The following is a 21602-nucleotide window of genomic DNA, read 5'->3' as shown; positions in this document are numbered from 1 at the left end:
CGGATGTCAGTCTAGGGTCCAGCGGGCACCCGGTGCCGTGGTGGCGAAGCGCTCTCGGAACGCCGTGGGGGTGGTGCCCAACTGGCGGGCGAAGGCCCGGCGCAGAGTCTCATCCGAGCCGAATCCGCTGCGCTGGGCCACCCGAGTGACGGTGTGCCCCTCCAGGATCAGCGCCCGGGCGGCATCCAGCCGCACACGCTCGAGCCACTGGGACGGCGTGGTCCCCGTCTCCGCGCGGAACAGCCGATTCAGATGACGCACACTCACCCCGGCACGGTCGGCCATCCCGGAGACGGTGTGCTGGGCCGCAGGATCGGCCTGGACGGACTCCATCAGCTCGCGCAGCACACTGTCCTGGGCGAGCGGACCGCTCAGCGCGGCGGAGAACTGGGACTGGCCGCCCGGCCGCTGCATGAACATCACCAGCTCCTGCGCCACGGCACGGGCCGCCTCCGCCCCGGCGTCCTCCTCCACCAGGGCCAGGGCCAGATCGATCCCGGCACTGATGCCGGCGGAGGTGAGGAACCGTCCGTCGCGGATGTGGATGACGTCCGGCTCCACGCTGATCCGCGGGTATCGCCGGGCCAGGGTGGCGGCATGGCGCCAGTGCGTGGTGGCCCGACGCCCGTCCAGCAGGCCCAGCTCGGCCAGGACGAACGCTCCGGTGCAGACCGAGGCGACTCGCCCGGCGTGCTCGGCCAGCTGCCGCACGGTCTGCAGCAGGGAGGGATCCACGGGGTCGGTGGCCAGGGTGGGTCCACCGGCCACGAGCACGGTGTCCAGGCCGGCGGGGGTGTTCGCGACGGCGCTCGAGTCGACTGTGACGCCGGAGGTGGAGACCACGGGCCCACCAGAGGTCGAGACGAACTCCACCTCGTACGGTCCGCCCGACCACTGGGCCAGATGGAAGACCTCGGCCGGACCGCTGGCGTCCAGCAGCGTCATGCCGTCGAACACGACGATCCCGATCCGGTGCGTCATGTCCGATTCCGAGGTGCTCTTGGCCGATCAGACATGGCAACACGGTAGCCGCCCGAGTCATGCTGGAACCAGTCCAGCAACCCGATGACTCAAGGAGGACCGCCATGGCGGAGACCATCGCCGGCATCACCATCCCCGACAGCACCCTGGCCCGTGAGGCCACCGAGCTCGTGCGCGACGTGGCCACCGACCTGGTGTTCAACCACTCCCGCCGTGTCTACCTGTTCGGCTCCCTGCGCGGCCAGGAGCAGGGCCTCGACTACGATCCCGAGCTGCTCTACGTGGGCGCCATGTTCCACGACCTGGGCCTGACCGAGAAGTACCGGACCACCCACCAGCGCTTCGAGATCGACGCCGCCGACGTGGCCCGCGAGTTCCTGACCGGCCACGGCATCGCCGAGGACGCAGCGGACAAGGTCTGGCAGGCCATCGCCCTGCACACCACCCCGGAGATCCCGCTGCACATGGCCCCGGAGGTCGCCCTGGTGACCCGCGGCGTGGAGCTGGACGTGCTGGGGATCGGCTACGACGCCATCACCGACGAGCAGCGCGCCTCCGTGGTGGAGGCCCACCCCCGCCCGAACTTCAAGAAGGAGATCCTGGCCGCCTTCACCGAGGGCCTCAAGGACCGCCCGGACACCACCTTCGGCAACGTCAAGGCCGATGTGCTCCAGCACTTCCTGCCCGGCTTCGAGCGCGGAGACTTCGTCAAGGTCATCCAGGAGTCCGACTGGGCCGAGTGATCTCGCCCCGGTGACCTCACCCTGGTGACCGAACGGCCACGGCCTGACTGATCTGTCAGGCCGTGGCCGTCGTCGTTCCTCTGGGTTGAGGTGGTTGATCAGACCGTTCCGGCGGACCCGTTGGGGGTCACCAGGATCCGCTGCAGGAAGTCGGCCACGGTGACCACACCCACGAACCGGTCCTGGTCCATCACCGCCACCAGCTGCTCGCCCTGCTGACGCAGTGCCGCAAGGGCCTCATGCAGCGGGGTCTGCGCAGGCAGGGTGAAGGCCGGGCGAGCCAGCTCGGAGGCCCTGCGATCGACGGGTTCCATCAGGGTGTCGCGTACATGCACCACGCCCGGCGCACCGCCCTGGGGGTCGGCGATCAGGATGCGCAGGTGTCCGGTGCGGGAGGCCGCGGCCTGCAGGTCCGCCACCGTGGCGTCCGGCAGCACCGCCGTGGGCGTGGCCTGCCGGTCCAGCAGATCACCCAACGTCCGGTCCTGCAGCTCGAACACCCCGGCCAGCTGACCGTGGTACTCCGGCTCCAGCGCGCCCTCTGAGGCCGAATGCTCCACCAGATGGCGGATGGTCTCCGCGTCCTGGCCTCCCACGGCGGCGCGATCCACCGGGGTCACGCCGCTGGCGGCCACCAGGCGATTGGCCACCTTGTTGACCCAGATCAGCAGCGGACGCAGGAACCAGATGTAGGCCCGGGTGGGACCGGCCGTCACCTTGGCCGCGGTCTCGGGATGCGCGATGGCCCAGGACTTGGGCGCCATCTCGCCGACCACCAGGTGCAGGAAGGTCACGAACAGCAGGGAGAGCAGGAACGCGGCAGTGTCCGCGATCTGTTCCGGCACACCCCAGCCGCTCAGGACCGGTCCGAGCCAGGCATCGACAGCGGGTTTGGTCACGGCACCGAGCGCGAAGGTGCACACCGTGATGCCCAGCTGGGCCCCGGCGAGCATGACAGTGAGCTCATTGATGCTGCTCAGGGCAGACCGGGCCGAGCGGCTGGTCTGCGCGTCCTCCTCCAGCCGATGGCGGCGAGCACCCAGCAGCGAGAACTCGATGATCACGAACATCGCGCTGAGCACGATCAGCGCCGCGGTCACCGCAGTGACGATCAGGGGATTCTGCATCATCGTCCTGCCTCGCTCTCATCTGCGCTGTCCGCCATCTCCGACGGCTCCGGCCGGGCGCCGGGGATCTCCTCCAGGCGCACCACCAATTCACTGGGGACGTGACGGCTGACCTCGGTCACCTCGACGATGAGGTCGCGGTGCAGCGGCTCGTCCAGGGACAGGTCCCGTGGATCGTCCGGCAACGCGATCCTCACCTGCTGACCCTCCTCGGGCAACTCGCCCAGTTCGGCGATGACGAGTCCGGACACGGTCTCGAAGTCACCCTCCGGCAACGGGTGTCCCACGGCCCGCTCCAGCTCGTCCACGTGGACGTCGCCGGCCAGGCGCCAGGTGTCATCGCGTTCGGACTCCACCTCGGGGGCCGGGTCGGTGTCATGCTCGTCGGTGAGCTCGCCGACCAGCTCCTCGGCCAGGTCCTCCACGGTGAGGACCCCGGCGAAGCCGCCGTACTCGTCGATCACACAAGCCATCTGATTCCGGGTGCTGGAGAGCTCCTCGAGGGCGTCCGGCAGGGGCATCAGCGTGGGCACCACCAGGGGTTCCCGCATCAGCTCCGTGACGGGGGCCGGGTCGTCCACGGGACGCTCCAGCAGGTCGATCAGGTGCACCACACCCAGCGGCTCCTGCTGGGCGGACACCACGGGGTAGCGAGTGTGGGCCTGCGCCATGAGCGCACGGACCTCTCCCACGGTGGTCTCCGGGCCGACCACATCCACCCGGGCACGCGGGATCATGGCGTGCTCCACGTCCTCGGACGGGAAGTCCAGGATGCGGTCGATCAGGATGGAGAACTCCTCCGGCAGGTCTCCGCTCTCACGGGAGTCGGCCACGATCCGGTCCAGGTCCTCGGCGGTGGCCGTGGTGTCCACGTCATGCACGGGCTCGATCCGCAGCAGACGCAGCAGGGCATCGGCGGACTTGTCGAAGACCACGATCAGCCAGCCGAACACCTTCAGGTAGATCAGCGTGGAGCGGGCCAGCGCCCGGGCCAGCGGACCGGGGTTGGCGATGGCCAGGTTCTTCGGATACAGCTCACCGAAGATCATCTGGACCACGGTGGCCAGGGCCAGCACGCCCACGGTGCTGACGCCGATGGTCACGGCCGCCGGGATGCCCGCACCGCCGAGGATGTCGGACAGGGCCTGGCCGACCATCGGTTCGGCCACATAGCCGACCAGCAGGCCGGTCACGGTGATGCCCAGCTGGGCGCCGGAGAGCATGAAGGAGGTGCGGCCGGTGACCTTCAGGGCCCGTTCGGCGGCGGCGTCTCCGGCTTTGGCCTCGGCCCGGAGGCGGACCCGGTCCACGGACATGTACGTGAACTCCTGGGCCACGAAGTAGCCGTTGGCGGCGATGATCACGCCGATCACGGCCAGGCCGCCCACCAGGAGCAGGATGGAGTCGATCACCTCCGGCCCCCGATCCTCGGGCCGGACTGCGTCAGATCAGCAGGTTCGGCGTACGTGCAACTACAACTGTCGCCCGGGTCGTCGGACGACCCGGTGCGCGGCAGTGATCGATTCATCTGGGGTTTCTCAACTCCGTGTTCGGGGACAGGTCAACGGGAGAATTTTACCGACATCCCGTCTGCACCGCCACAGCCTTCCCACACGCCCGGGCCCGCAACCCGCCTCAGCCCACGTGCACCCACGGTCGGCGGGTGTGGTCCGGGGCACGCTGGTCCCGTCCACACTGAGCACGCGGAAGCCCCTGCGTTCCACACCCCGAACCGTGGTGTGCGTGATGAAGTCGGAGTAGTCGGCAACCCGCACCTCCAGGAACAGTGCCCGGGAGGGATGGGGGATGTTGGCGGCCAGGCGCATGTGGTGCAGCTTCTGCCGGTACCGGCTGGCCGACTCCGTCCGGGACAGGCGTGTCTCGTGGGCGATCAGCCGCACCTGTCCCTTCCCTGCAGCCTCCGCCAGCCAGGCCACCGCGGTCGGATCCAGCTCCACGGCGATGCCCCGGACGGTTGCCGTCCGCAGGAACCGGGAGAGGAAGGACAGCACCACGATCACCCCGATGAACGCCAATCCCACTCGCAGGCCATCCGGCCGTTCGATGACATTGGCCACCGTGGTGTAGACGAACACCGTGGTCACCACGCCCATGAAGACCGCGCCTCGGTGCTCCCCCCGGCGCCGAGCTGAGAGCGTGACGGCCAGCGCCGCCATGGTCATCAGCACCAGGACCCCCGTGGCATAGGCCCCGCCCTGGGCATCCACGGAGGCGTCGAACACCACGGTGATCAGCACGGCGGCCACGGCGATGATCAGCACCAGAAGGCGTGGGGTACGGACCCACTCCGAGGCCATGCCGTCACGGGGCAGGTACCGCGGAATGAGGTTCAGCAGACCGGCGATCGCGGAGGCACCGGCAAACCAGAGGATTCCGATCGTTAGCACGTCGTACACCGTGCCCCACAGGTCACCGAAGAACTCGTGGGCCAGATAGGCCAACGCCCGCCCGTTCGCCTCTCCTCCCGGCAGGAACCGCTCGTGCGGGATGAGCAGCGTGGTGACGAGGGAGGAGGAGAACAGGAAGCCGGACATGGTCACGGCCGCGGTGGTCAGCAGCCGCTGGGTCCCGCGGATCCGCCCGGCCGGCCGTTCACGGGTGTCGTGCACACCTCCCCTGATCTGCAGCATCACCGCCACACCGGTCTCGAACCCGGACAGTCCCAGCGCCAGCTTGGGGAACACGATCAGCGCCAGCGCCACGGCCATCACCGGGTCGCCCTGGGCGGCGGAGAGACTCTCCCACCAGTTCCCGACGACGGCCGGCTGGGTGGCGATGCGCCACAGGCCGGTGAGGATGACGGCGGCGTTCACGGTCAGGAATCCGGCCACCAGGACGACAGCCAGGCCCATGACCTCCCGGAACCCACGCAGGAAGACCAGTACCAGACCGAGGATCAGGACCAGCGTGACGCCCAGCTGGTGATCTTCCAGAGTCTGAGGAGCGAAGGGGTTCGCGATCAGGTGCGCAGAGGCGTCCGCGGCCGAGAGCGTGATGGTGATCATGAAGTCAGTGACCGCAAAGCCCAGCAGGACCAGGACCAGCAGCTTGCCGCGCCAGTGGGGCAGCAGCCGCTCCAGCATCGCGATCGAGCCCTGTCCATGGGGGGACTCCCGCGCCACCCGGCGGTACATGGGCAGAGCGGCACCCAAGGTGACCAGCACCAGCACGAACGTGGCCACAGGAGAGAGCAGTCCGGCTGCCAGAGCCGCGATGGCCGGCTGGTAGCCCAGCGTGGAGAAGTAGTCGAGGCCGGACAGGCACATCACCTGCCACCACGGATGCCCCTCGTGAGGGTCAGGGTGCGGACGGGCCCCCGGGCCGCTCGGTCCCGCCTCATCCTGCACGGGATCGGCCAGCCACCAGGACCTCAGAGTGCTCGGGTGCTCATGCACAGCGTGAACAGTAGACCTGCCGTCAACCCACCGCCAGGGCGCACCCCCGCCCACCCCAGAACGAACTGGAGGTCAGTTGTCCACCTCACCGTCCCGAGAACGGGGCGATGGGCGTGACAACTGACCTCCAGTTGCGGGGGCGAGCTGATCAGCTCAGCTCACTGCACTCGGATCAGGCCTGAGCGGCGTCCTCACCGGGGAGCACGAAGGAGGCGTCGATCTCGATCTTGACCTTGTCGGAGACCAGCACGCCGCCGGCGGCGGACTGCAGCGGTGCGTTCCAGGTGATGTCGAAGTCCTTGCGAGAGATCTCGCCCTTGGCCTCGAAGCCGGCGCGGGTCATGCCGAAGGCGTCCACGGTCTGGCCGCCGAACTCGGCCTCCAGCTCGACCGGGCGGGTGATGCCCTTGATGGTCAGGTCGCCGACCAGGGTGAACTCCTCGCCCTCGCCACGGACCTCGGTGGAGACGAAGCGCATGGTGGGGTTCTTCTCCACATCGAAGAAGTCCTCTCCCTTGACGTGGCCGTCGCGGTTGGGCTCACCGGTGTTGATCGAGCCCATGTCGATGGTGATGTCCACCGAGGAGGCCGAGAACGAATCGTTGACGGTGAGGTTGCCCTCCACGGCGGTGAAGGTGCCGCGGACCTTGGAGATGCCGGCGTGGCGCACGGTGAAGGCGACGTCGGTGTGGGTGGGGTCCAGGTTCCAGGTGCCGGGGGTCAGGGTGGTCATGTGTTCTCCTCGTGAGATCGGCGACCACGTCGGCCGCTCGGTTTTGTTCAACTTTGAATAGAACTGTACTCCCGCCGGATCTATTCCGCATCGCCTGTGACACTGATCACCCCCTCCTGACCAGGGGTGAGAGCATCGAGTCCGAGAACGCCATCGCGCGGACACCTGCGGTTCACCGTTCCCCCACCGTGCCTTGGCTAGTCTCAGTCCCACCGCCCACGCGCAGAGGAGTCCAGCTGTGAAGATCGCGATCCTGGGAGGGGACGGCTTCTGTGGCTGGCCCGCGTCCCTGCACCTGTCCGACCTCGGCCATGAGGTCACCATCGTGGACAACCTCTCCCGGCGCACCATCGACGAGCAGCTGCAGGTCCAGTCGCTCACCCCCATCCGCCCGCTCTCCGAGCGTCGAGCGGCCTGGGAGGAGGTCTCCGGGAACCGGATCGGGTTCGAGTTCATCGACATCGCCCAGGACTATGAGGCGCTGCTGGACTTCCTGCGCTCGTGGCAACCGGACGCCGTCGTGCATTTCGCCGAGCAGCGCGCGGCGCCCTATTCCATGAAGTCTCCGCGCACCAAGCGGTACACCGTGGACAACAACGTCAACGCCACCCACCACCTGCTCTGCGCCGTGGTGGAGTCCGGTCTGGACATCCACGTGGTGCACCTGGGGACCATGGGCGTCTACGGCTACGGCACCGCCGGGATGAAGATCCCCGAGGGCTACCTGGACGTGGAGGTGCGCGCGGAGGACTCCACCCAGGAGCAGCCGCAGCGGATCCCACAGCAGATCCTGTACCCCACCAACCCGGGCTCGATCTACCACATGACCAAGGTCCTGGATCAGCACCTGTTCGCCTACTACGCCAAGAACGACGCCCTGCGCATCACCGACCTGCACCAGGGCATCATCTGGGGCACGCACACCGAGCAGACCCAGCGGGATGAGCGGCTGATCAACCGGTTCGACTACGACGGCGACTACGGCACCGTGCTCAACCGCTTCCTGATGCAGGCCGCCGTGGGCTACCCGCTGACCGTGCACGGCACCGGCGGTCAGACCCGGGCGTTCATCCACATCCAGGACATGGTCCGCTGCGTGCAGATCGCCCTGGAGAACCCGCCGGCCGCCGGAGATCGGGTCAAGATCTTCAACCAGATGACCGAGACCCACCGCGTGCGGGACCTGGCCGAGATGGTCGCCCGGATCGCCGGGGCCACCGTGGAGATGGTGCCCAACCCGCGCCACGAGTCGGCCGAGAACGAGCTGCACGTGGTCAACCAGGCGTTCCTGGACCTGGGCCTGGAACCGACCACGCTCTCCGAGGGGCTGCTGCGCGAGGTGGAGCAGATCGCCCGCCGGTACCGGGACCGCGCGGACCTGGACCGCATCCCGGCCACCAGCACCTGGACCCGGAACCAGCAGGCGGGCATCCCCTCCTCGGTCACCGCCCAGCCGGCCGGCTGAGATCGTCCCGACGGCGGCCGGCGCCTGACGCCGTCGGCTCGCCGTGCCTGCCCACCCCGGACCGAGGAGACCATGCGGATCGCGATGTTCACCGAGGTGTTCCTCCCCAAGATCGACGGGGTGGTCACCCGGGTCACCCGCACCCTGGAGCAGCTGGCCGAGCTGGGACACGAGGTGCTGCTCTTCGCGCCGGGGGATCCGCCGGCCCAGTACGCCGGGTTCGAGGTGGTGCGGGTGCGCGGTGCCTCACTGCGTCCGCTCTACCCGGAGATCACCGTCGGTTTCCCCACGCCGAACATCGCCCGCCGGATGCAGTCCTTCCGCCCCCACGTGGTGCACACGGTGAACCCGGTGTGGCTGGCCGCCTACGGGGTGCTCTCGGCCCGGCGGCGCGATCTTCCGCTGCTGGCCAGCTTCCACACCGATGTCCCGCAGTACACGGAGTCGCTGCGGGTGGGGTGGTCCCGGCATCCGGCCGAGAGCTGGATCCGCATGCTCCACAACCAGGCCGAGGTGAACCTGTGCACCTCCGGCCCCATGGTCCAGGCCGCACGGGAGGTCGGCATCCGCCGGGTGGATCTGTGGCCCAAGGCCGTGGACACCGTGGGCTACCGTCCGCAGCACCGCTCCGAGCAGATGCGCGTCCGGCTCACCGACGGTCACCCGGACGCGCCGCTGGTGATGTACGTGGGGCGGATGAGCCGGGAGAAGGACCTGGACACCCTGACGGAGGTGATGCGCGGCGTCCGCGAGCGCGTGCCGGGTGCCCGCCTGGCCATGGTGGGCTCGGGCCCGCACCGCGCCGAGCTCGAGCGCCTGCTGGATCCGGCCTCCACCACCTTCACGGGGTACCTGTCCGGGGCGGATCTGGCGGCGGCCTATGCCAGCGCGGACGTGTTCGCCTTCCCCTCCACCACGGAGACCCTGGGTCTGGTGGCGCTGGAGTCCATGGCCTCGGGCGTGCCGGTGGTGGGAGCCCGGGCGGGCGGGATCCCCTTCGTGATCGACGACGGCGCCACCGGCTTCCTGGTGGAGCCAGCCGATGTGCCGGGCTGGGTGGACCGCCTCAGCCGCGTGCTCACGGACGGTGGTCTGCGCTCGAGGATGTCCGCCGCGGCGCGGGCCGAGTCCGAGCTGCATTCCTGGCGGGCGTCCACCGAGGCGCTGGTGCGGCACTACGAGAAGGCCGTCCAGGTGCACGCCCGGTGCGCTCCCCGGACGAAGGTCCGTCCAGGACTCAGGCGAAGGCGATGACCGCGCGCGCCGCCTGAGCCGGGATCATCAGGTCGATCCCCGTCAGCTCGGCGAAGCGGCGCAGACGGTTGGTGACCGTGTTGCGGTGACAGTACAGCTGGGCCGCCGTGGCCGCCACACTGCCGGTGAGCAGGAAGGAGCGCACCGTGGACTCGATCGCCTCCCGCTCCGCCGGGCCGCAGGCCGACTGGAAGCCGTCCAGCGTGATGATCCCCGCCAGCGGTGTCTGCAGGACCTGCTGTCGGACCAGCCGGGACCAACCGCGCACCGGGGTCATCACACCGGTCTCGTGCGGCTCGAACACTGTTGCCAACTGCTCCGCCATGCGTGCGGCAGCACCCAGACGCGACAGCCCGGTCACCTGATCGACCATGCCTACCCGCAACGCCTGGACCGCCGTCAGCTCGCGGGGAGCCTGAGCCGGGTTGTGCGGAGCGATGAGCACCAGAGCACTGCCATGGTGAGCGGTCAACACCTGAGCTCCCTGACGCTCCAGATTGGCCGACTCCACGCGCAGTCCCGCCGTCTGATCCTCGAAGGCAGCGAAGACCGTGAATTTCCAGTTCACTCCGATCTCCAGCTGCTGACCCACCTGCAGGAGCCGGTCCTGGCTCTGAGGCTGGTCTGAGAGCAGTTCAGCGACCAGGCCGCGGCGGACCGAGGCCACATCGTCGGCCATCCTCCTCTCCTCGGTGAGATAGGCGTGCTGGGTCTGCTGGATGTACTTCTCCACCACCTCGGAGACCACCGAGGCATGCCGCAGCAGGATGGCCGCCTCATCCGGACGGCCCACCGCGATCAGCTCCTGCCACAGCAGGGAGAAGTCCAGGCGGATGGCGGTGAGCAGCGAGGCCAACGGGATCCCCGCGCGGGCCCGTGTCACGCCGACCTGGGTGGCGACGCTCGCCAAATGGGACGAGTCACCGGTGCGCAGGCAGGAGACCAACTGGGAGAACGACTCCAGAGCGTCCTGCGAGATCTGGGCCCACGGCAGAGGCGGGTCCGCGTAGTCCGGGATCCCGCGCACCTGCTCCAGAAACCGATGAGTCAGGGCCGTCAGATCCATCCGGTCCAGGAGCGCTGACCAACGCCGTTGATCTCCTGGCAGTGGTTCCGCCAACAGGGGTGAGTCCGCCATACAGGCCAGTATATGTGCACATGCCCAATTCAGTGAGCTCAATAAGGGGCATCGGTCGGCTGAACTGTGCGGATATCGAGTGAAGACTGGGTGTCGTCGCACCGACGTGAGTCGGATCACAGTCTTGAAGGGATCATCATGTCCGCACCGTCCCCATCGACGGCCCAGATCGAATATGGGGCCACCCAGCAGCTCACCACCAAGGAGGCCAACAAGGTCGCCGCCGGAGCGCTGATCGGCACCGCCCTGGAGTGGTACGACTTCTTCCTCTTCAGCGCAGCCGCCGCCATCGTCTTCAACGTGCAGTACTTCCACACGGAGAACGCCACCGCTGCGGCGCTGTCCTCGTTCGCCACCTTCGGCGTCGGGCTGGCCGCTCGCCCCATCGGAGGCATGATCTTCGGAAATCTGGGAGACCGGATCGGTCGCCGGAAGGTGCTGATGATCACCATTGTCGGCATCGGAATGGTCACCGGGCTCATCGGCATGCTGCCCACGTACGAGGCCATCGGCCTGGCCGCCCCTCTCCTGCTGGTCCTGCTCCGGATCCTCCAAGGGCTGTTCGTGGGCGGTGAGTGGTCTGGGGCCATGACGATCGTCGTGGAGAACGCCCCCTTGGAGAAGCGGGCGATCTACGCCGCCATCCCGCAGATCGGCTCGCCGATCGGAACCATCCTGTCCTCCGGGGCCTTCTACCTGCTGGCGCTGTGGATGACACAGGAGTCCTTCGACGCCTGGGGTTGGCGCCTGCCGTTCCTGGCCGCCATCCCCATGTTGCTGATCGCCCTGTACATCCGGAGCAAGCTGGAGGAGTCTCCGGTCTTCGTAGAGCTCCAAGAATCCGGTCAGACGGCCCAGGCTCCCGTGCGTGAGACCTTCAAGGGGTACTGGCGCCACATTCTGGTCGGCATGCAGGCCGGCCTGCTGGGCATCGGCGGCTTCTACCTGGTCACGGCGTTCGTGGTCTGGTACGGCGTCACCCACCTCGACTATGACCGGACCACCATGCTGCTGGGCGGTCTGGTAGCGGCAGCGGTGGAGATCCCCGTCCTCGTCCTCGCCGGTCGGGCCGGAGCCCGCTTCGGCGCCAGCAAGGTGATCCTGTGGGGCGGCATCGGTTCGGCGGTGCTGACGTGGCCGGCCTTCCTCATGATCGGCAGCGGCAACGATCTGCTGGCGGTCACAGGCATGACGCTCGCCGTGAGCACGCTCTCCGTCCCCTATGCCGCATCCGGGACCATCCTGACGGGTCTGTTCCCCGCCACCTACCGATACACCGGCGTGGGAATGGCGCAGAATGTCGCCGGCATGCTCTCGGGTTTCATCCCCCTGGCCGCCACGGCCATGGTCGCTGCTGCCGCGAACCACTGGTGGCCGGCAGCGGCACTGCTCATCTTCCTCTCCCTGTTCACCGCCGCTTCGGCACTGATGTCCCCGCGTATGAGCGTGGATCTGCCCGGCTTCAAGCACTGACATCCCGCTGCCCCCACCTAGTCCCCCGAAGGAGTGATCGCGTGCCGCGCTCAGCCGGACACCTGATCGTTGAGACCCTGACAGCACACGACGTGGAGCGCGTCTACGTGGTCCCCGGAGAGAGCTACCTCGACGTGCTGGACGGGTTGCACGATGCCACCGTCAACACGGTCGTGTGCCGCCAAGAGGGAGGTGCGGGCTTCATGGCTCTGGCCGAAGGCCGGCTCACCGGTCGCCCGGGAGTCGCCATGGTCACCCGTGGACCCGGTGCTGCGAACGCCATGATCGCGGTCCACACCGCCTGGCAGGACGCCACCGCCATGGTGTTGATGGTGGGACTGGTCCCAGTCGACGATCGCGGCCGGGAGGCCTTCCAGGACTTCAGCCTCGAAGGCTGGTTCGGGTCCACGGCCAAACGTGTCCTCACGGTCGAGGACCCCGATCGTGCAGGAGACGTCGTGGCCGAGGCGTTCCACGCGGCCGCCTCAGGCCGCCCGGGGCCGGTGGTCGTCGGCCTTCCCGAGGACGTGCTGGTGAAGCGAACGGACGTTCCGGCACCCACCCCTCGTCCGCTGGCGGAGCCAGCCGTCAGCTCGGTCCAGATCGAACGCATCCGTCGGCTGCTCGGCGCTGCACAGAAGCCTCTGATCATTGCGGGCGGGGATGGCTGGCTGGGATCTACCGGCGGGGACCTTGCACGCCTGGCAGAGGCGGCCGGCATTCCCGCGGCCACCGACTGGCGGGCATATGACGCTGTTCCCCACGACTCCCCTGCGTATGCCGGGTGGCTCGGCTACGGCCGATCAGACTCCCTGGCCCGTCACCTCGACGAGGCAGACGTCCTGGTGTTCATCGGGTGCGGTCGCAGCGATGTGCTCAGCGAGGGGTTCACCGCCGGGCACGGAGCCACCACCATCCTGGCGCTGACGGACCCGGACGCGACCATGCACAGCGGACGGATCGACGAGTTCGTCCTGACGAGCCCCCGTGCTCTGGTGAGCGCACTCGAGACGGATCCAGCCGCCCTGCGCGGTGACCGGACAGACGGGTGGATGCGGACCCTGGCCGCCGAGCAGCGACGATTCGCCACCCCCCGTCCCGAGACACCGGACTCGGGTGTTGATCTCGGTGAGGCGTTCGCCGTCATCCAGGAACTGCTGCCCCCGGACCGGATCTGCACCTACGGCGCCGGCAACGCCACCCTGTGGGGTCACCGGTACCTGTCGCACCACGGGCCCGGCAGCCTCGTCGGTCCTCGCAACGGTGCCATGGGACTTGGCGTTCCCGCTGCCGTGGCGGCCAGCCTCATCCATCCCGAACGTCAGACGATGGCCGTCTGCGGAGACGGTGATCTGCTGATGAACGGACAGGAACTGGCCGTTGCAGTCGCTCAGCAGACCAATCCCCTCGTGGTCGTCGTGGACAACGGCCGCTACGGCACCATCGTGCTCCATCAGGAGCGCGAGTATCCGGGGCGGGTCTCCGGAACCGATCTGGTCAATCCGGACTTCGCCGCCACCATGCGCTCGTTCGGCGGACATGGGGAGAGGGTCGAGGAGACCTCCGAAGTGCGCGGGGCCGTCGAGCGGGCTCTGGCCAGCGGGACGGCATCGCTGATCCACCTGATCGTCGACCGTCAGACCACCCCTCCGAGCACCGCTGAGACAGCAGAGGAGGTCGAGCGTGCATCTTGACCTGATCATCGAGGCCGACCGCATCCACACCTTGGACCCCGACCGCCGGCAGGCCACCCGGATGGGCGTCGTGCACGGCCGGATCTCGGGGTTCGACGAGCAGCTCACCGGGTGCTCTGCCGCCCGGACAGAGACGTTCACCGGCGCCACCCTGGTCCCTGGATTCAATGACGCCCACTGCCACACCACCTGGTGGGGACTGAGCCTGCAGGCCGTGCAGCTGGACACGGCGCGCGGCCTCGACGATCTCTACCGCATGCTCGAGGAGGAGGTCCACCGGCTGAAGGATCACCCGGACGCGTGGATCCACGGGACTGGCTTCAACCAGAAGCACCACGGCGGCCAGTTCCCGGACATCGACCGTCTCGACGAGATCACCGGCGACCGCCCCCTGTACATCCGTCACACCTCCGGGCATGCATCCATCACCAACACCCACACCCTGCGGATCATCGGTGCCCTGGAGCCGGATTTCCAGGACCCCACCGGCGGTGCAGTGGTGCGGAGGTCGAATGGAAGCCCCACTGGGCTGGTGGAGGAGTCGGCTCAGAGCCTGTTGCAGGGTCTGCTGCTGCCCTACGCCGCTGAAGAGATCGCTGACGCTCTGGACGCGGCCACTCGACGCTATGCCGAGAAGGGCATCACGAGCTTCACCGAAGCTGGGATCGGGGGCGGATGGATCGGACACAGCCCCATTGAGATCGCGGCCTACCAGTTGGCCCTTCGCACCGGTCGCCTTCATGCCCGTGCCCAGCTGATGCCCGCTCTGGACTCCCTGGTGGAGCTCCACGGCCACCAGCAGGATTTCCACGGCTCGGGCAGCGGCCTCGGGATGCATATGGGGCCGACATTCGGCTTCGGCACTGACCATGTGCGTCTAGGGCACGTGAAGGTCTTCATGGACGGGTCCCTCCTCGGGGAGACCGCTGCTGTGACAGAGACCTACTGCGGGCATCAGCACCAGACGGGCTATCTCCTGGACTCTCCGGAGCAGTACCGCGAGCGTGTCCACTCGGTCTATCGCAGCGGGTGGCCGATCGCCCTCCACGCCATCGGCGATGCCGCCATCGACCTTGCCTTGGACCTCATCGAAGAGTGTCAGGAGACGTACGGCGCCCACGTTGTCCCGAATCGCATCGAACACTTCGGCATCTCCCGGCCGGAGCAGATCGAACGTGCCGGGCGACTGGGCATCGCCGTGACACCCCAGGCGGGCTTCCTCGAGCCGATCGGCGACCAGATGTCCGACCGCCTGGGCGAGGAGCGGACCCCCTGGCTCTACCGGGGCCGCAGCCTCGTGGAGGCCGGTGCCGTCCTGGCCGGATCCAGCGACCTTCCGGTGGCCGACAACGACATGCTGCGCGGCATGCAGTCGGCGATCGACCGGCGTACAGAGTCCGGTGCCGTGATCGGCCCCCAGGAGTCCCTGACGCCCGAGCAGGCGTTGCGCTCGTACACGGAGTGGTCCGCCCGCGCCAACGGTCAGCTGGCCGACCGCGGCACCCTCACCGTCGGCAAGCTCGCCGACATCACGGTGCTCAGCGCAGACCCGTTGGCTTCCGACGACCTCAACGATCTCGACATTCTTGCCACCTTCGTCGGCGGCTCCTGCACATACCGCCGCTGACCCACATCTGTTCCACCTGCCCCTACGGAGGACCCCATGACCATCGATCCCACGCTGTTCCTCGCCGACTTCCAGTCCATGAGCTCGTTCGGAGCCACGCCTCGGGGCGGAGTGGACCGCCAAGCGGCCACACCCACAGACGGACAGACCCGCAACTGGTTCCGCGGACTGTGCGAGGGGCATGGGTTCTCAGTGGAGTATGACCAGATCGGCAACCAGTTCGCCCTGCTGGAGCTGGCCCCCGGCGCGCCGTATGTCGCCATCGGATCCCATCTGGACTCTCAGCCCTTGGGCGGCCGGTTCGACGGCGCGTACGGCGTCCTCGCCGCAGCCCATGCGGCCATCGCCGTCCGTGACAGGGTGACGGCGGAGGGCGGCGCGGTGTTCAACATCGCCGTCGTCAACTGGTTCAACGAAGAAGGGTGCCGGTTCAAGCCTTCCATGATGGGCAGCTCGGTCTTCACGGGGAAGCTGGATGCGGACCTGGCCCTGCAGACTCAGGACCCGCACGGGATCACGGTCCGCGAGGCGCTGGAGTCGATCGGGACCATCGGGGACACCACGGTGGACCTGGCCGCCTACGTGGAGATCCACATCGAGCAGGGCCGGTCACTGGAGGATGCCGGAGCCACGATCGGACTGGTGGAGTCCACCTGGGGCGCCAACAAGTACGAGTTCACGGTCCATGGTGAGCAGAGTCATACAGGTGCCACGGTGATCGCCGACCGGCGGGACGCATTGTTCGCCGCCGCCTCGATGGTGGTCGCAGCGCGCGAGGTCGCCGAGGATCACACGGATGACGACGGCATGGTCATCACCTCCTGCGGGGAGTTCACGGTCTTCCCGAACTCCCCGGTGGTGGTCGCCAGCCAGGTCGACCTGCTCATCGATGTGCGCAGCACCGACCCTGACCGGCTGGCCCGCGCCGATGCAGACCTGCGCCGACGCATTGAGGGGATCCAGGCCCGTTCAGGTGTGCGCATCGAGCGCGGTGCCGAGCACATCTGGGAGGCCAAGGCCTACGATCGCGCCGGGATGGATCTGGCGCGCTCCTGCGCCGACGAGCTCGGACTCGAGCACCGGGTGGTGCGGACCCTGGCCGGACACGACTCCACCAACCTGAAGGACCACGTCCCCACCATCATGCTGTTCGTCCCCAGCGCCGAAGGGATCACCCACAACGAACTGGAGTACACCAGCGACGAGGACATGGTGGCCGGCCTGCGTCTGCTGGAGCAGGTCGTCGGGCGGGTCGTGACAGGAGAGTTCGTCCCCGAACGCTGACCACGTCGGCTCCCCGGTGAGCGTCCGGCATTCGGCGCCCGGCAGTGATCAGTCCGTGCCGGACCCGCTGCCGGAGCGTCCAGTGTCGATCAGCGGGGTGGACCCCTCGGGCACCACCACCAGGTTCCCGCCCTTGCCGACCTCGATCAGCGTCTCGTTGTACTGCTGCTGGAGCACTTCGGGGGTAAGCGACTCGGAGAGGATGCGGTTGGCATCGGCCTCACCCTGGGCCACCACCTTGCGCTGCTCCGCCTCGGCCTTGCGCACCTCGAGGTCGGCCTGGGCCTTCTTCAGCGAGGTCGCCGACTCCTGGGCCTGGGCGAAGCCGTCCTGGGTGGACTGGGGGTAGCGGATGCCCTGCAGCGCGACGGACTCCACGATCACCCCGGTGCCCTCCCACCGTCCTTCGAGCCCTTCACGGATGGTCTGCTCCAGCTCCCCGCGCAGCTCCAGCACTCCGGCCGTGGTGTAACCGGCGAAGGCGTTGCGCACCACCGAGCGCATGTCCTGGTCGATCAGACGGGCGGTCAGCGCCTCCTGGGAGGGGTACTCCTGGTAGATCTCGCCCACCGATGCCGGGTCGATCGAATACCGGATGGCCACGTCGGCGTTGCCGGTCACCTTGTCCTTGTCCTGGAAGGTGATCTCGGGGCCGTTGACCATCTCGCCGTCGCTGGTGGCGTAGCCCTCTCCCTTGTAGATGGCCTGCTGGTTGCGCACGTCGAAGTCCACGGTCTCCACCCAGGGGGCCTTGAAGGCCAGACCCTCGGTGGTGTCCACGCCGGCCACCTCACCGGTGAAGGAGCGCAGGACCTTCACCTCGCCCACGTCCTGGGTGTAGGCCATGCCGCCCACCGTGGTGATCAGCCCGATCACCACACCGGCCACACCGCCCACGCGCAGCAGGGTGGGGACCATGCGGCCGGTGGCGTGTTCCGGAGCGTCCTTGCCCTTGGCCTCCGCCTTGGCCACGGCCGCGGCATGCTGTTCGCGCAGCTTCCGTCCCACCGGCCCGGCCGCCAGGAATGCCAGCACCCCGACCACCACCAGCAGGATCCCCAGGATCGCCTCACCCATGTCCTCAGTCCCTCTCGATCTGTGGCGGGCCCAGGCGCTCGGCGAGCTCCCTCATCTCCCGCGCGTTCTCCATCGCCTCGCGGGCAGCACCGAATCCGGCCTCCTGCAGGGCGGTCGCCTCACCTTCAGTGCGCTCTGCCGCGGACACGAGGGCGGCGGCCGTGATGCGCCGTTCCCGGGCGCTGAGCACCAGTCCCCCCTGTCCGACGTCGGCCCGGTCGCCGCCGCTTCCTCGCAGCGTCCACCAGGTGGCCAGGGAGGAGAGCACGGCCACGAGCGTCACGAGCAGCATCAGCAGCGCAGGATGCACGATCGTCCCTCCCTCTCCCGTCGACGAATGGTATCCACCCTAGTTCGTCTGGCGCAGACTGCCGCCGCTCCGTGCCGCACCGGTTCCCACGCACCCCTGCGGGTTAGGGTGCAGAGAGCACTGCACCACAGCACAGCACAGCACAGCACAGCACCGAGGGGACCATGACCGATCGCACCGCCCGCACCTCCATCCGCCCGGCCGCGAGGCTGTTCGTCCCCCTGATGCTCTCCAGCGCCCTGGTGCTGACAGGCTGCTCCGGGCAGAGCGCCCCGGAGGAGACCGGCACCCAGACCGGCCCGACGGCGGCTCCGTCCGGTTCCCCGGCCGAGGGCACCTCCCCGGCTGCCTCCCAGGAGGGCGATCCGAGCGAGTCCGCCTCAGCCGCGCCCGAGCGCCCGGACTTCCCGGCCTCCAACACCACGGGGCTGGTCCCGTTGGAGACGGTCGAGGAGGGCAACATCACGCCCAAGTCGGTGGTCTCCAACGATCACGGCCTGATGATCACCAACAACATGATGTACAGCCACAACGTCACGCTGTATGACGTCCACACCCGCACGCCGGTGGTGGAGCTCTCGGACACCGTGGATGCAGACGAGTTCGAGCTGGAGGGCCTCTCCGGCAAGGTCAGCGGCTCCCCCGTGGAGGCCGTGTGGACCCAGGACGGCAGGTACGCCTACGTCTCGCAGTACCTGGTGGACGGCCACGGCGCCACCGCTGAGGACAACTGCACCAACGGCCAGGCCATCACCCCGTCCATGGTCTACCGCTACAACGCAGAGCAGGAGGACTGGGACCAGGTCATCCGGGTCGGCCGGGTGCCCAAGTACGTCGCGCTGACCCCGGACGAGTCCCAGCTGCTGGTCTCGAACTGGTGTGACAAGTCCCTGTCCGTGGTGGACACCGAGTCCGCCGAGGAGTCCAAGCGCATCCCGCTGAACTCGATGCCCCGCGGGATCGTGGTGCTGCCGGACAACCGGACGGCCTATGTGACCGCCATGTACGCGGATGAGGTCTACCGCGTGGACCTGGAGACCGGTGAGTCCGAGGTGGCCCTGCGCACCGGGAACCGTCCCCGTCACCTGACCCTCAGCGCGGACGGGAAGACCATGTACCTGGTGGTGACCGGCGCGGACCAGCTGCTGAAGATCGACCCGGACACCGCCGAGGTGCTGGACAGCACCGCCACCGGTGACGAGCCACGCACCATGGACATCTCGGAGGACGGCACGGCCCTGTACGTGGTCAACTACTTCGAGAACACCGTCTCCAAGTTCGACGCCGAGACTCTGGAGGAGCTGGACCGCCAGCCCGCGGGCTACCACCCCATCGGCGTGACCCATGATGCGCTGACCGGTGAGGTGTGGGTCGCCAACTACGGCGGCACCCTGAGCGTCTACGACGACACCGACGGCGCCGGCTCGGACGCGGCGGCCAACCAGGACTGATCGGGACTGAGGGGGCCGGCCCGGACTGACACGGGCCGGCCGCGCACAGCAGAAGGCCCCGGCCGGATGATTCCGACCGGGGCCTTCTGTGATCTCACATCAGATCTCGCGTGCGCGAGGGGGGACTTGAACCCCCACGTCCGTAAGGACACTGGCACCTGAAGCCAGCGCGTCTGCCAATTCCGCCACTCGCGCGAGTTGGTCTGTCTTCCCGGTCGAAAGGCCTGTACGGAATCCTCCGCACCGGTCAGAACAGCGAGAACCATCTTAGAACGACTTCCCCCGAATCCCCAAATCGAGCCCGAGGGGCGCTGCCGCGGCCCAGAACCGATACGTCATCGCAACCTCGAACCCCGCCGTTCTCATCGTTCACTCAGGGTCCCCCGCGTACTATCGAGACGACATCTGCGGAAAGGAGAACCCCCCGTGGGTCTTCTGGACAACCTCGAACGCGGCCTGGAGCAGGCCATGCGCTCGGCCTTCTCCGCCGGCGGCCAACGCTCGGTGAAGCCGGTGGAGATCGCCAATGCCCTCCGCCTGACCATGGACGACGAGGCCATGGTCCTGGCCGAGGGTCGCACCTTCGTGCCCAACGTCTTCACCATCGGCTTCTCCGCTCAGGACTTCGTCCTGGCCCGCAAGTGGGGATCCACTCTGGCCGAGGAGCTGTGCGACGAGGCCATCCGCCATGCCCGCGAACAGGGCTACACCCTCCAGGGACCCGTGCGCGTGACGTTCGTGGAGGACGAGTCGCTGCGCCCGGGCCGTCTGGACATCGACTCCTCCACGGATCGCGGCGGTCAGGGCACCCGCCCGGCCCCACCCCCGCAGGATCATCACGACGACGGCCGGTCCGCACCCAGCGCGGCTCCGGCCCCAGCCCCCACGCCGCGTCCCTCTCCGCGGCCCGCTCCCACCCCTCCGGCCCGCACGCACCGCCCCCCCAAGCGGCCCGTCGGGACCTCTGCTCCCCTGCAGCCGGTGCTGGAGATCGAGGGACGCAAGTACGCCCTGAACGCCGATTCGATTATCCTGGGGCGTTCGGCCGACGCGGACATCCTGGTGGAGGACACGGGCGTCTCGCGCCGGCACCTGGAGATCATCACGCGGGGCAGCACGGTGACGGCCATGGACCTGGGGTCCACCAACGGCTTCACGGTCAACCACCGCCCGGTGGAGGGATCCACCGTGCTGCGGGACGGGGATCAGATCACCCTGGGACGGGTCACCATGACCTTCCGGATGCTGCCGGCCCGCACAGGGTCTCCAGGCACTGACCGTGATGGACGAGGAGGCCGCGCTTGAGCGAGCTCGCTGTGGCCGCACTGCGGCTGGGACTGCTGCTGGTGCTGTGGATCCTGATCATCTCGATCGTCTCCTCCCAGGGCCGGGACCTGATGGTGGGACGCCGCAACAAGGTGCGCCCCCAGGCGGCCGCCGCCCCGGCGGCCCGCCCGGCCAGCTCCACCGCCGCGCCCGTGGCCGAGGCTCCCGGCCAGGCCACCCCCGGCGGCGGTCAGCAGGCGGCCCCGCGTCCACTGCCCCGTCAGCTCGAGGTCACCGAAGGGCCGCTGAGCGGACAGGTGATCGATCTCCACGGCGAGCCCCTGATGCTCGGACGGGCCCAGGAGGCAGACCTGGTGCTGGATGACGACTACGTCTCCGGCCGCCATGCCCGTCTCTTCCCCCAGGGCTCACGCTGGTTCCTGGAGGATCTAGGCTCCACCAACGGCACCTATGTCGGCGGCAGCCAGCTGGCCCGCACGGTCGCCGTGGACCCGGGCACCCCGATCCGGATCGGCAAGACCGTCCTGGTGCTGAGGCCCTGA

18 protein-coding genes and 1 tRNA gene are annotated in these 21602 nt (G+C 68.4%); 10 read left to right on the top strand and 9 right to left on the bottom strand.

All coding sequences use genetic code 11. The features are described 5' to 3' along the window. Positions 1 to 6: 6 nt before the first annotated feature. Positions 7 to 981 (bottom strand): GlxA family transcriptional regulator, encoded by a 975-nt coding sequence (locus ACEXHE_RS10165; protein ID WP_374785713.1) that lies wholly within the window; start codon positions 979 to 981, stop codon positions 7 to 9. 104 nt (positions 982 to 1085) lie between these two features. Here ACEXHE_RS10165 and ACEXHE_RS10160 point away from each other — a divergent pair, with 104 nt between their 5' ends. Beyond that, positions 1086 to 1724, top strand: a complete 639-nt coding sequence (locus tag ACEXHE_RS10160) for an HD domain-containing protein (RefSeq protein WP_285178555.1) — start codon at positions 1086 to 1088, stop codon at positions 1722 to 1724. Between the two features lie 98 nt (positions 1725 to 1822). Here ACEXHE_RS10160 and ACEXHE_RS10155 read toward each other — a convergent pair whose 3' ends face one another. The 4 genes from ACEXHE_RS10155 to ACEXHE_RS10140 form a co-directional block, all read right to left on the bottom strand. Then, positions 1823 to 2854 carry a CNNM domain-containing protein gene (locus ACEXHE_RS10155; RefSeq protein WP_374785712.1) on the bottom strand — a complete coding sequence of 344 codons (1032 nt, stop codon included), beginning with the start codon at positions 2852 to 2854 and terminating at the stop codon, positions 1823 to 1825. Continuing rightward, positions 2851 to 4263 (bottom strand): hemolysin family protein, encoded by a 1413-nt coding sequence (locus ACEXHE_RS10150; protein ID WP_374785711.1) that lies wholly within the window; start codon positions 4261 to 4263, stop codon positions 2851 to 2853. Before ACEXHE_RS10150 ends, ACEXHE_RS10155 begins: the two co-directional genes overlap by 4 nt. A gap of 126 nt (positions 4264 to 4389) precedes the next feature. Next, positions 4390 to 6267 (bottom strand): amino acid transporter, encoded by a 1878-nt coding sequence (locus ACEXHE_RS10145; protein WP_374785710.1) that lies wholly within the window; start codon positions 6265 to 6267, stop codon positions 4390 to 4392. 172 nt (positions 6268 to 6439) lie between these two features. Beyond that, a complete protein-coding gene (locus ACEXHE_RS10140; protein WP_260060742.1) occupies positions 6440 to 7000 on the bottom strand; it encodes a YceI family protein in 561 nt (186 codons plus the stop codon). 238 nt (positions 7001 to 7238) lie between these two features. Here ACEXHE_RS10140 and ACEXHE_RS10135 point away from each other — a divergent pair, with 238 nt between their 5' ends. Continuing rightward, positions 7239 to 8465, top strand: a complete 1227-nt coding sequence (locus tag ACEXHE_RS10135; RefSeq protein WP_374785709.1) for an NAD-dependent epimerase/dehydratase family protein — start codon at positions 7239 to 7241, stop codon at positions 8463 to 8465. 72 nt (positions 8466 to 8537) lie between these two features. Beyond that, the gene (locus ACEXHE_RS10130) at positions 8538 to 9719 is read left to right on the top strand and encodes a glycosyltransferase family 4 protein (RefSeq protein ID WP_374785708.1); all 1182 of its coding nucleotides are present in this window, start codon (positions 8538 to 8540) and stop codon (positions 9717 to 9719) included. Here ACEXHE_RS10130 and ACEXHE_RS10125 read toward each other — a convergent pair. Further along, a complete protein-coding gene (locus tag ACEXHE_RS10125; protein ID WP_374785707.1) occupies positions 9703 to 10785 on the bottom strand; it encodes a PucR family transcriptional regulator in 1083 nt (360 codons plus the stop codon). The two genes, ACEXHE_RS10130 and ACEXHE_RS10125, sit on opposite strands and share 17 nt — an antisense overlap. A 210-nt stretch (positions 10786 to 10995) precedes the next feature. Here ACEXHE_RS10125 and ACEXHE_RS10120 point away from each other — a divergent pair, with 210 nt between their 5' ends. The 4 genes from ACEXHE_RS10120 to ACEXHE_RS10105 are packed head-to-tail and all read left to right on the top strand — an operon-like array spanning position 10996 to position 16935. Then, the gene (locus ACEXHE_RS10120; protein WP_374785706.1) at positions 10996 to 12330 is read left to right on the top strand and encodes an MFS transporter; all 1335 of its coding nucleotides are present in this window, start codon (positions 10996 to 10998) and stop codon (positions 12328 to 12330) included. A 41-nt stretch (positions 12331 to 12371) separates the two neighbouring features. Next, positions 12372 to 14024, top strand: coding sequence for a thiamine pyrophosphate-dependent enzyme (locus ACEXHE_RS10115; protein WP_374785705.1), 1653 nt, complete (start codon positions 12372 to 12374; stop codon positions 14022 to 14024). Next, a complete protein-coding gene (locus ACEXHE_RS10110) occupies positions 14014 to 15651 on the top strand; it encodes an amidohydrolase (protein WP_374785704.1) in 1638 nt (545 codons plus the stop codon). The genes ACEXHE_RS10115 and ACEXHE_RS10110 overlap by 11 nt, the downstream gene beginning before the upstream one ends. Before the next feature lie 36 nt (positions 15652 to 15687). Continuing rightward, complete coding sequence (locus ACEXHE_RS10105; protein WP_374785703.1) at positions 15688 to 16935, top strand: M20 family metallo-hydrolase; 1248 nt, start codon at positions 15688 to 15690, stop codon at positions 16933 to 16935. A 48-nt stretch (positions 16936 to 16983) separates the two neighbouring features. Here ACEXHE_RS10105 and ACEXHE_RS10100 read toward each other — a convergent pair whose 3' ends face one another. Both ACEXHE_RS10100 and ACEXHE_RS10095 read right to left on the bottom strand, forming a co-directional pair. Continuing rightward, complete coding sequence (locus ACEXHE_RS10100; RefSeq protein WP_374785702.1) at positions 16984 to 18012, bottom strand: prohibitin family protein; 1029 nt, start codon at positions 18010 to 18012, stop codon at positions 16984 to 16986. Positions 18013 to 18016: 4 nt separating this feature from the next. Continuing rightward, the gene (locus ACEXHE_RS10095; RefSeq protein WP_091699096.1) at positions 18017 to 18322 is read right to left on the bottom strand and encodes a hypothetical protein; all 306 of its coding nucleotides are present in this window, start codon (positions 18320 to 18322) and stop codon (positions 18017 to 18019) included. Between the two features lie 164 nt (positions 18323 to 18486). Between ACEXHE_RS10095 and ACEXHE_RS10090 the strand changes: the two genes are divergently transcribed. After that, positions 18487 to 19773: a YncE family protein gene (locus ACEXHE_RS10090; protein ID WP_374785701.1), complete on the top strand. Its 1287-nt coding sequence runs from the start codon at positions 18487 to 18489 to the stop codon at positions 19771 to 19773. 111 nt (positions 19774 to 19884) lie between these two features. On the opposite strand, the gene ACEXHE_RS10085 is transcribed toward ACEXHE_RS10090, so the two are convergent. Next, a tRNA-Leu gene (locus ACEXHE_RS10085) sits at positions 19885 to 19968 on the bottom strand. Between the two features lie 231 nt (positions 19969 to 20199). Between ACEXHE_RS10085 and ACEXHE_RS10080 the strand changes: the two genes are divergently transcribed. Beyond that, positions 20200 to 21078: a DUF3662 and FHA domain-containing protein gene (locus ACEXHE_RS10080; protein WP_091699094.1), complete on the top strand. Its 879-nt coding sequence runs from the start codon at positions 20200 to 20202 to the stop codon at positions 21076 to 21078. Next, positions 21075 to 21602 (top strand): FHA domain-containing protein, encoded by a 528-nt coding sequence (locus ACEXHE_RS10075; protein WP_091699092.1) that lies wholly within the window; start codon positions 21075 to 21077, stop codon positions 21600 to 21602. The genes ACEXHE_RS10080 and ACEXHE_RS10075 overlap by 4 nt, the downstream gene beginning before the upstream one ends.

Origin of the sequence: Micrococcus sp. IITD107, from assembly GCF_041927415.1 — a bacterium.
GTDB classification, from domain to species: Bacteria; Actinomycetota; Actinomycetes; order Actinomycetales; family Micrococcaceae; genus Citricoccus; species Citricoccus terreus.
The sequence above is the reverse complement of the archived record's forward strand: the minus strand, read 5'-3'. Positions and strand labels throughout refer to the sequence as shown.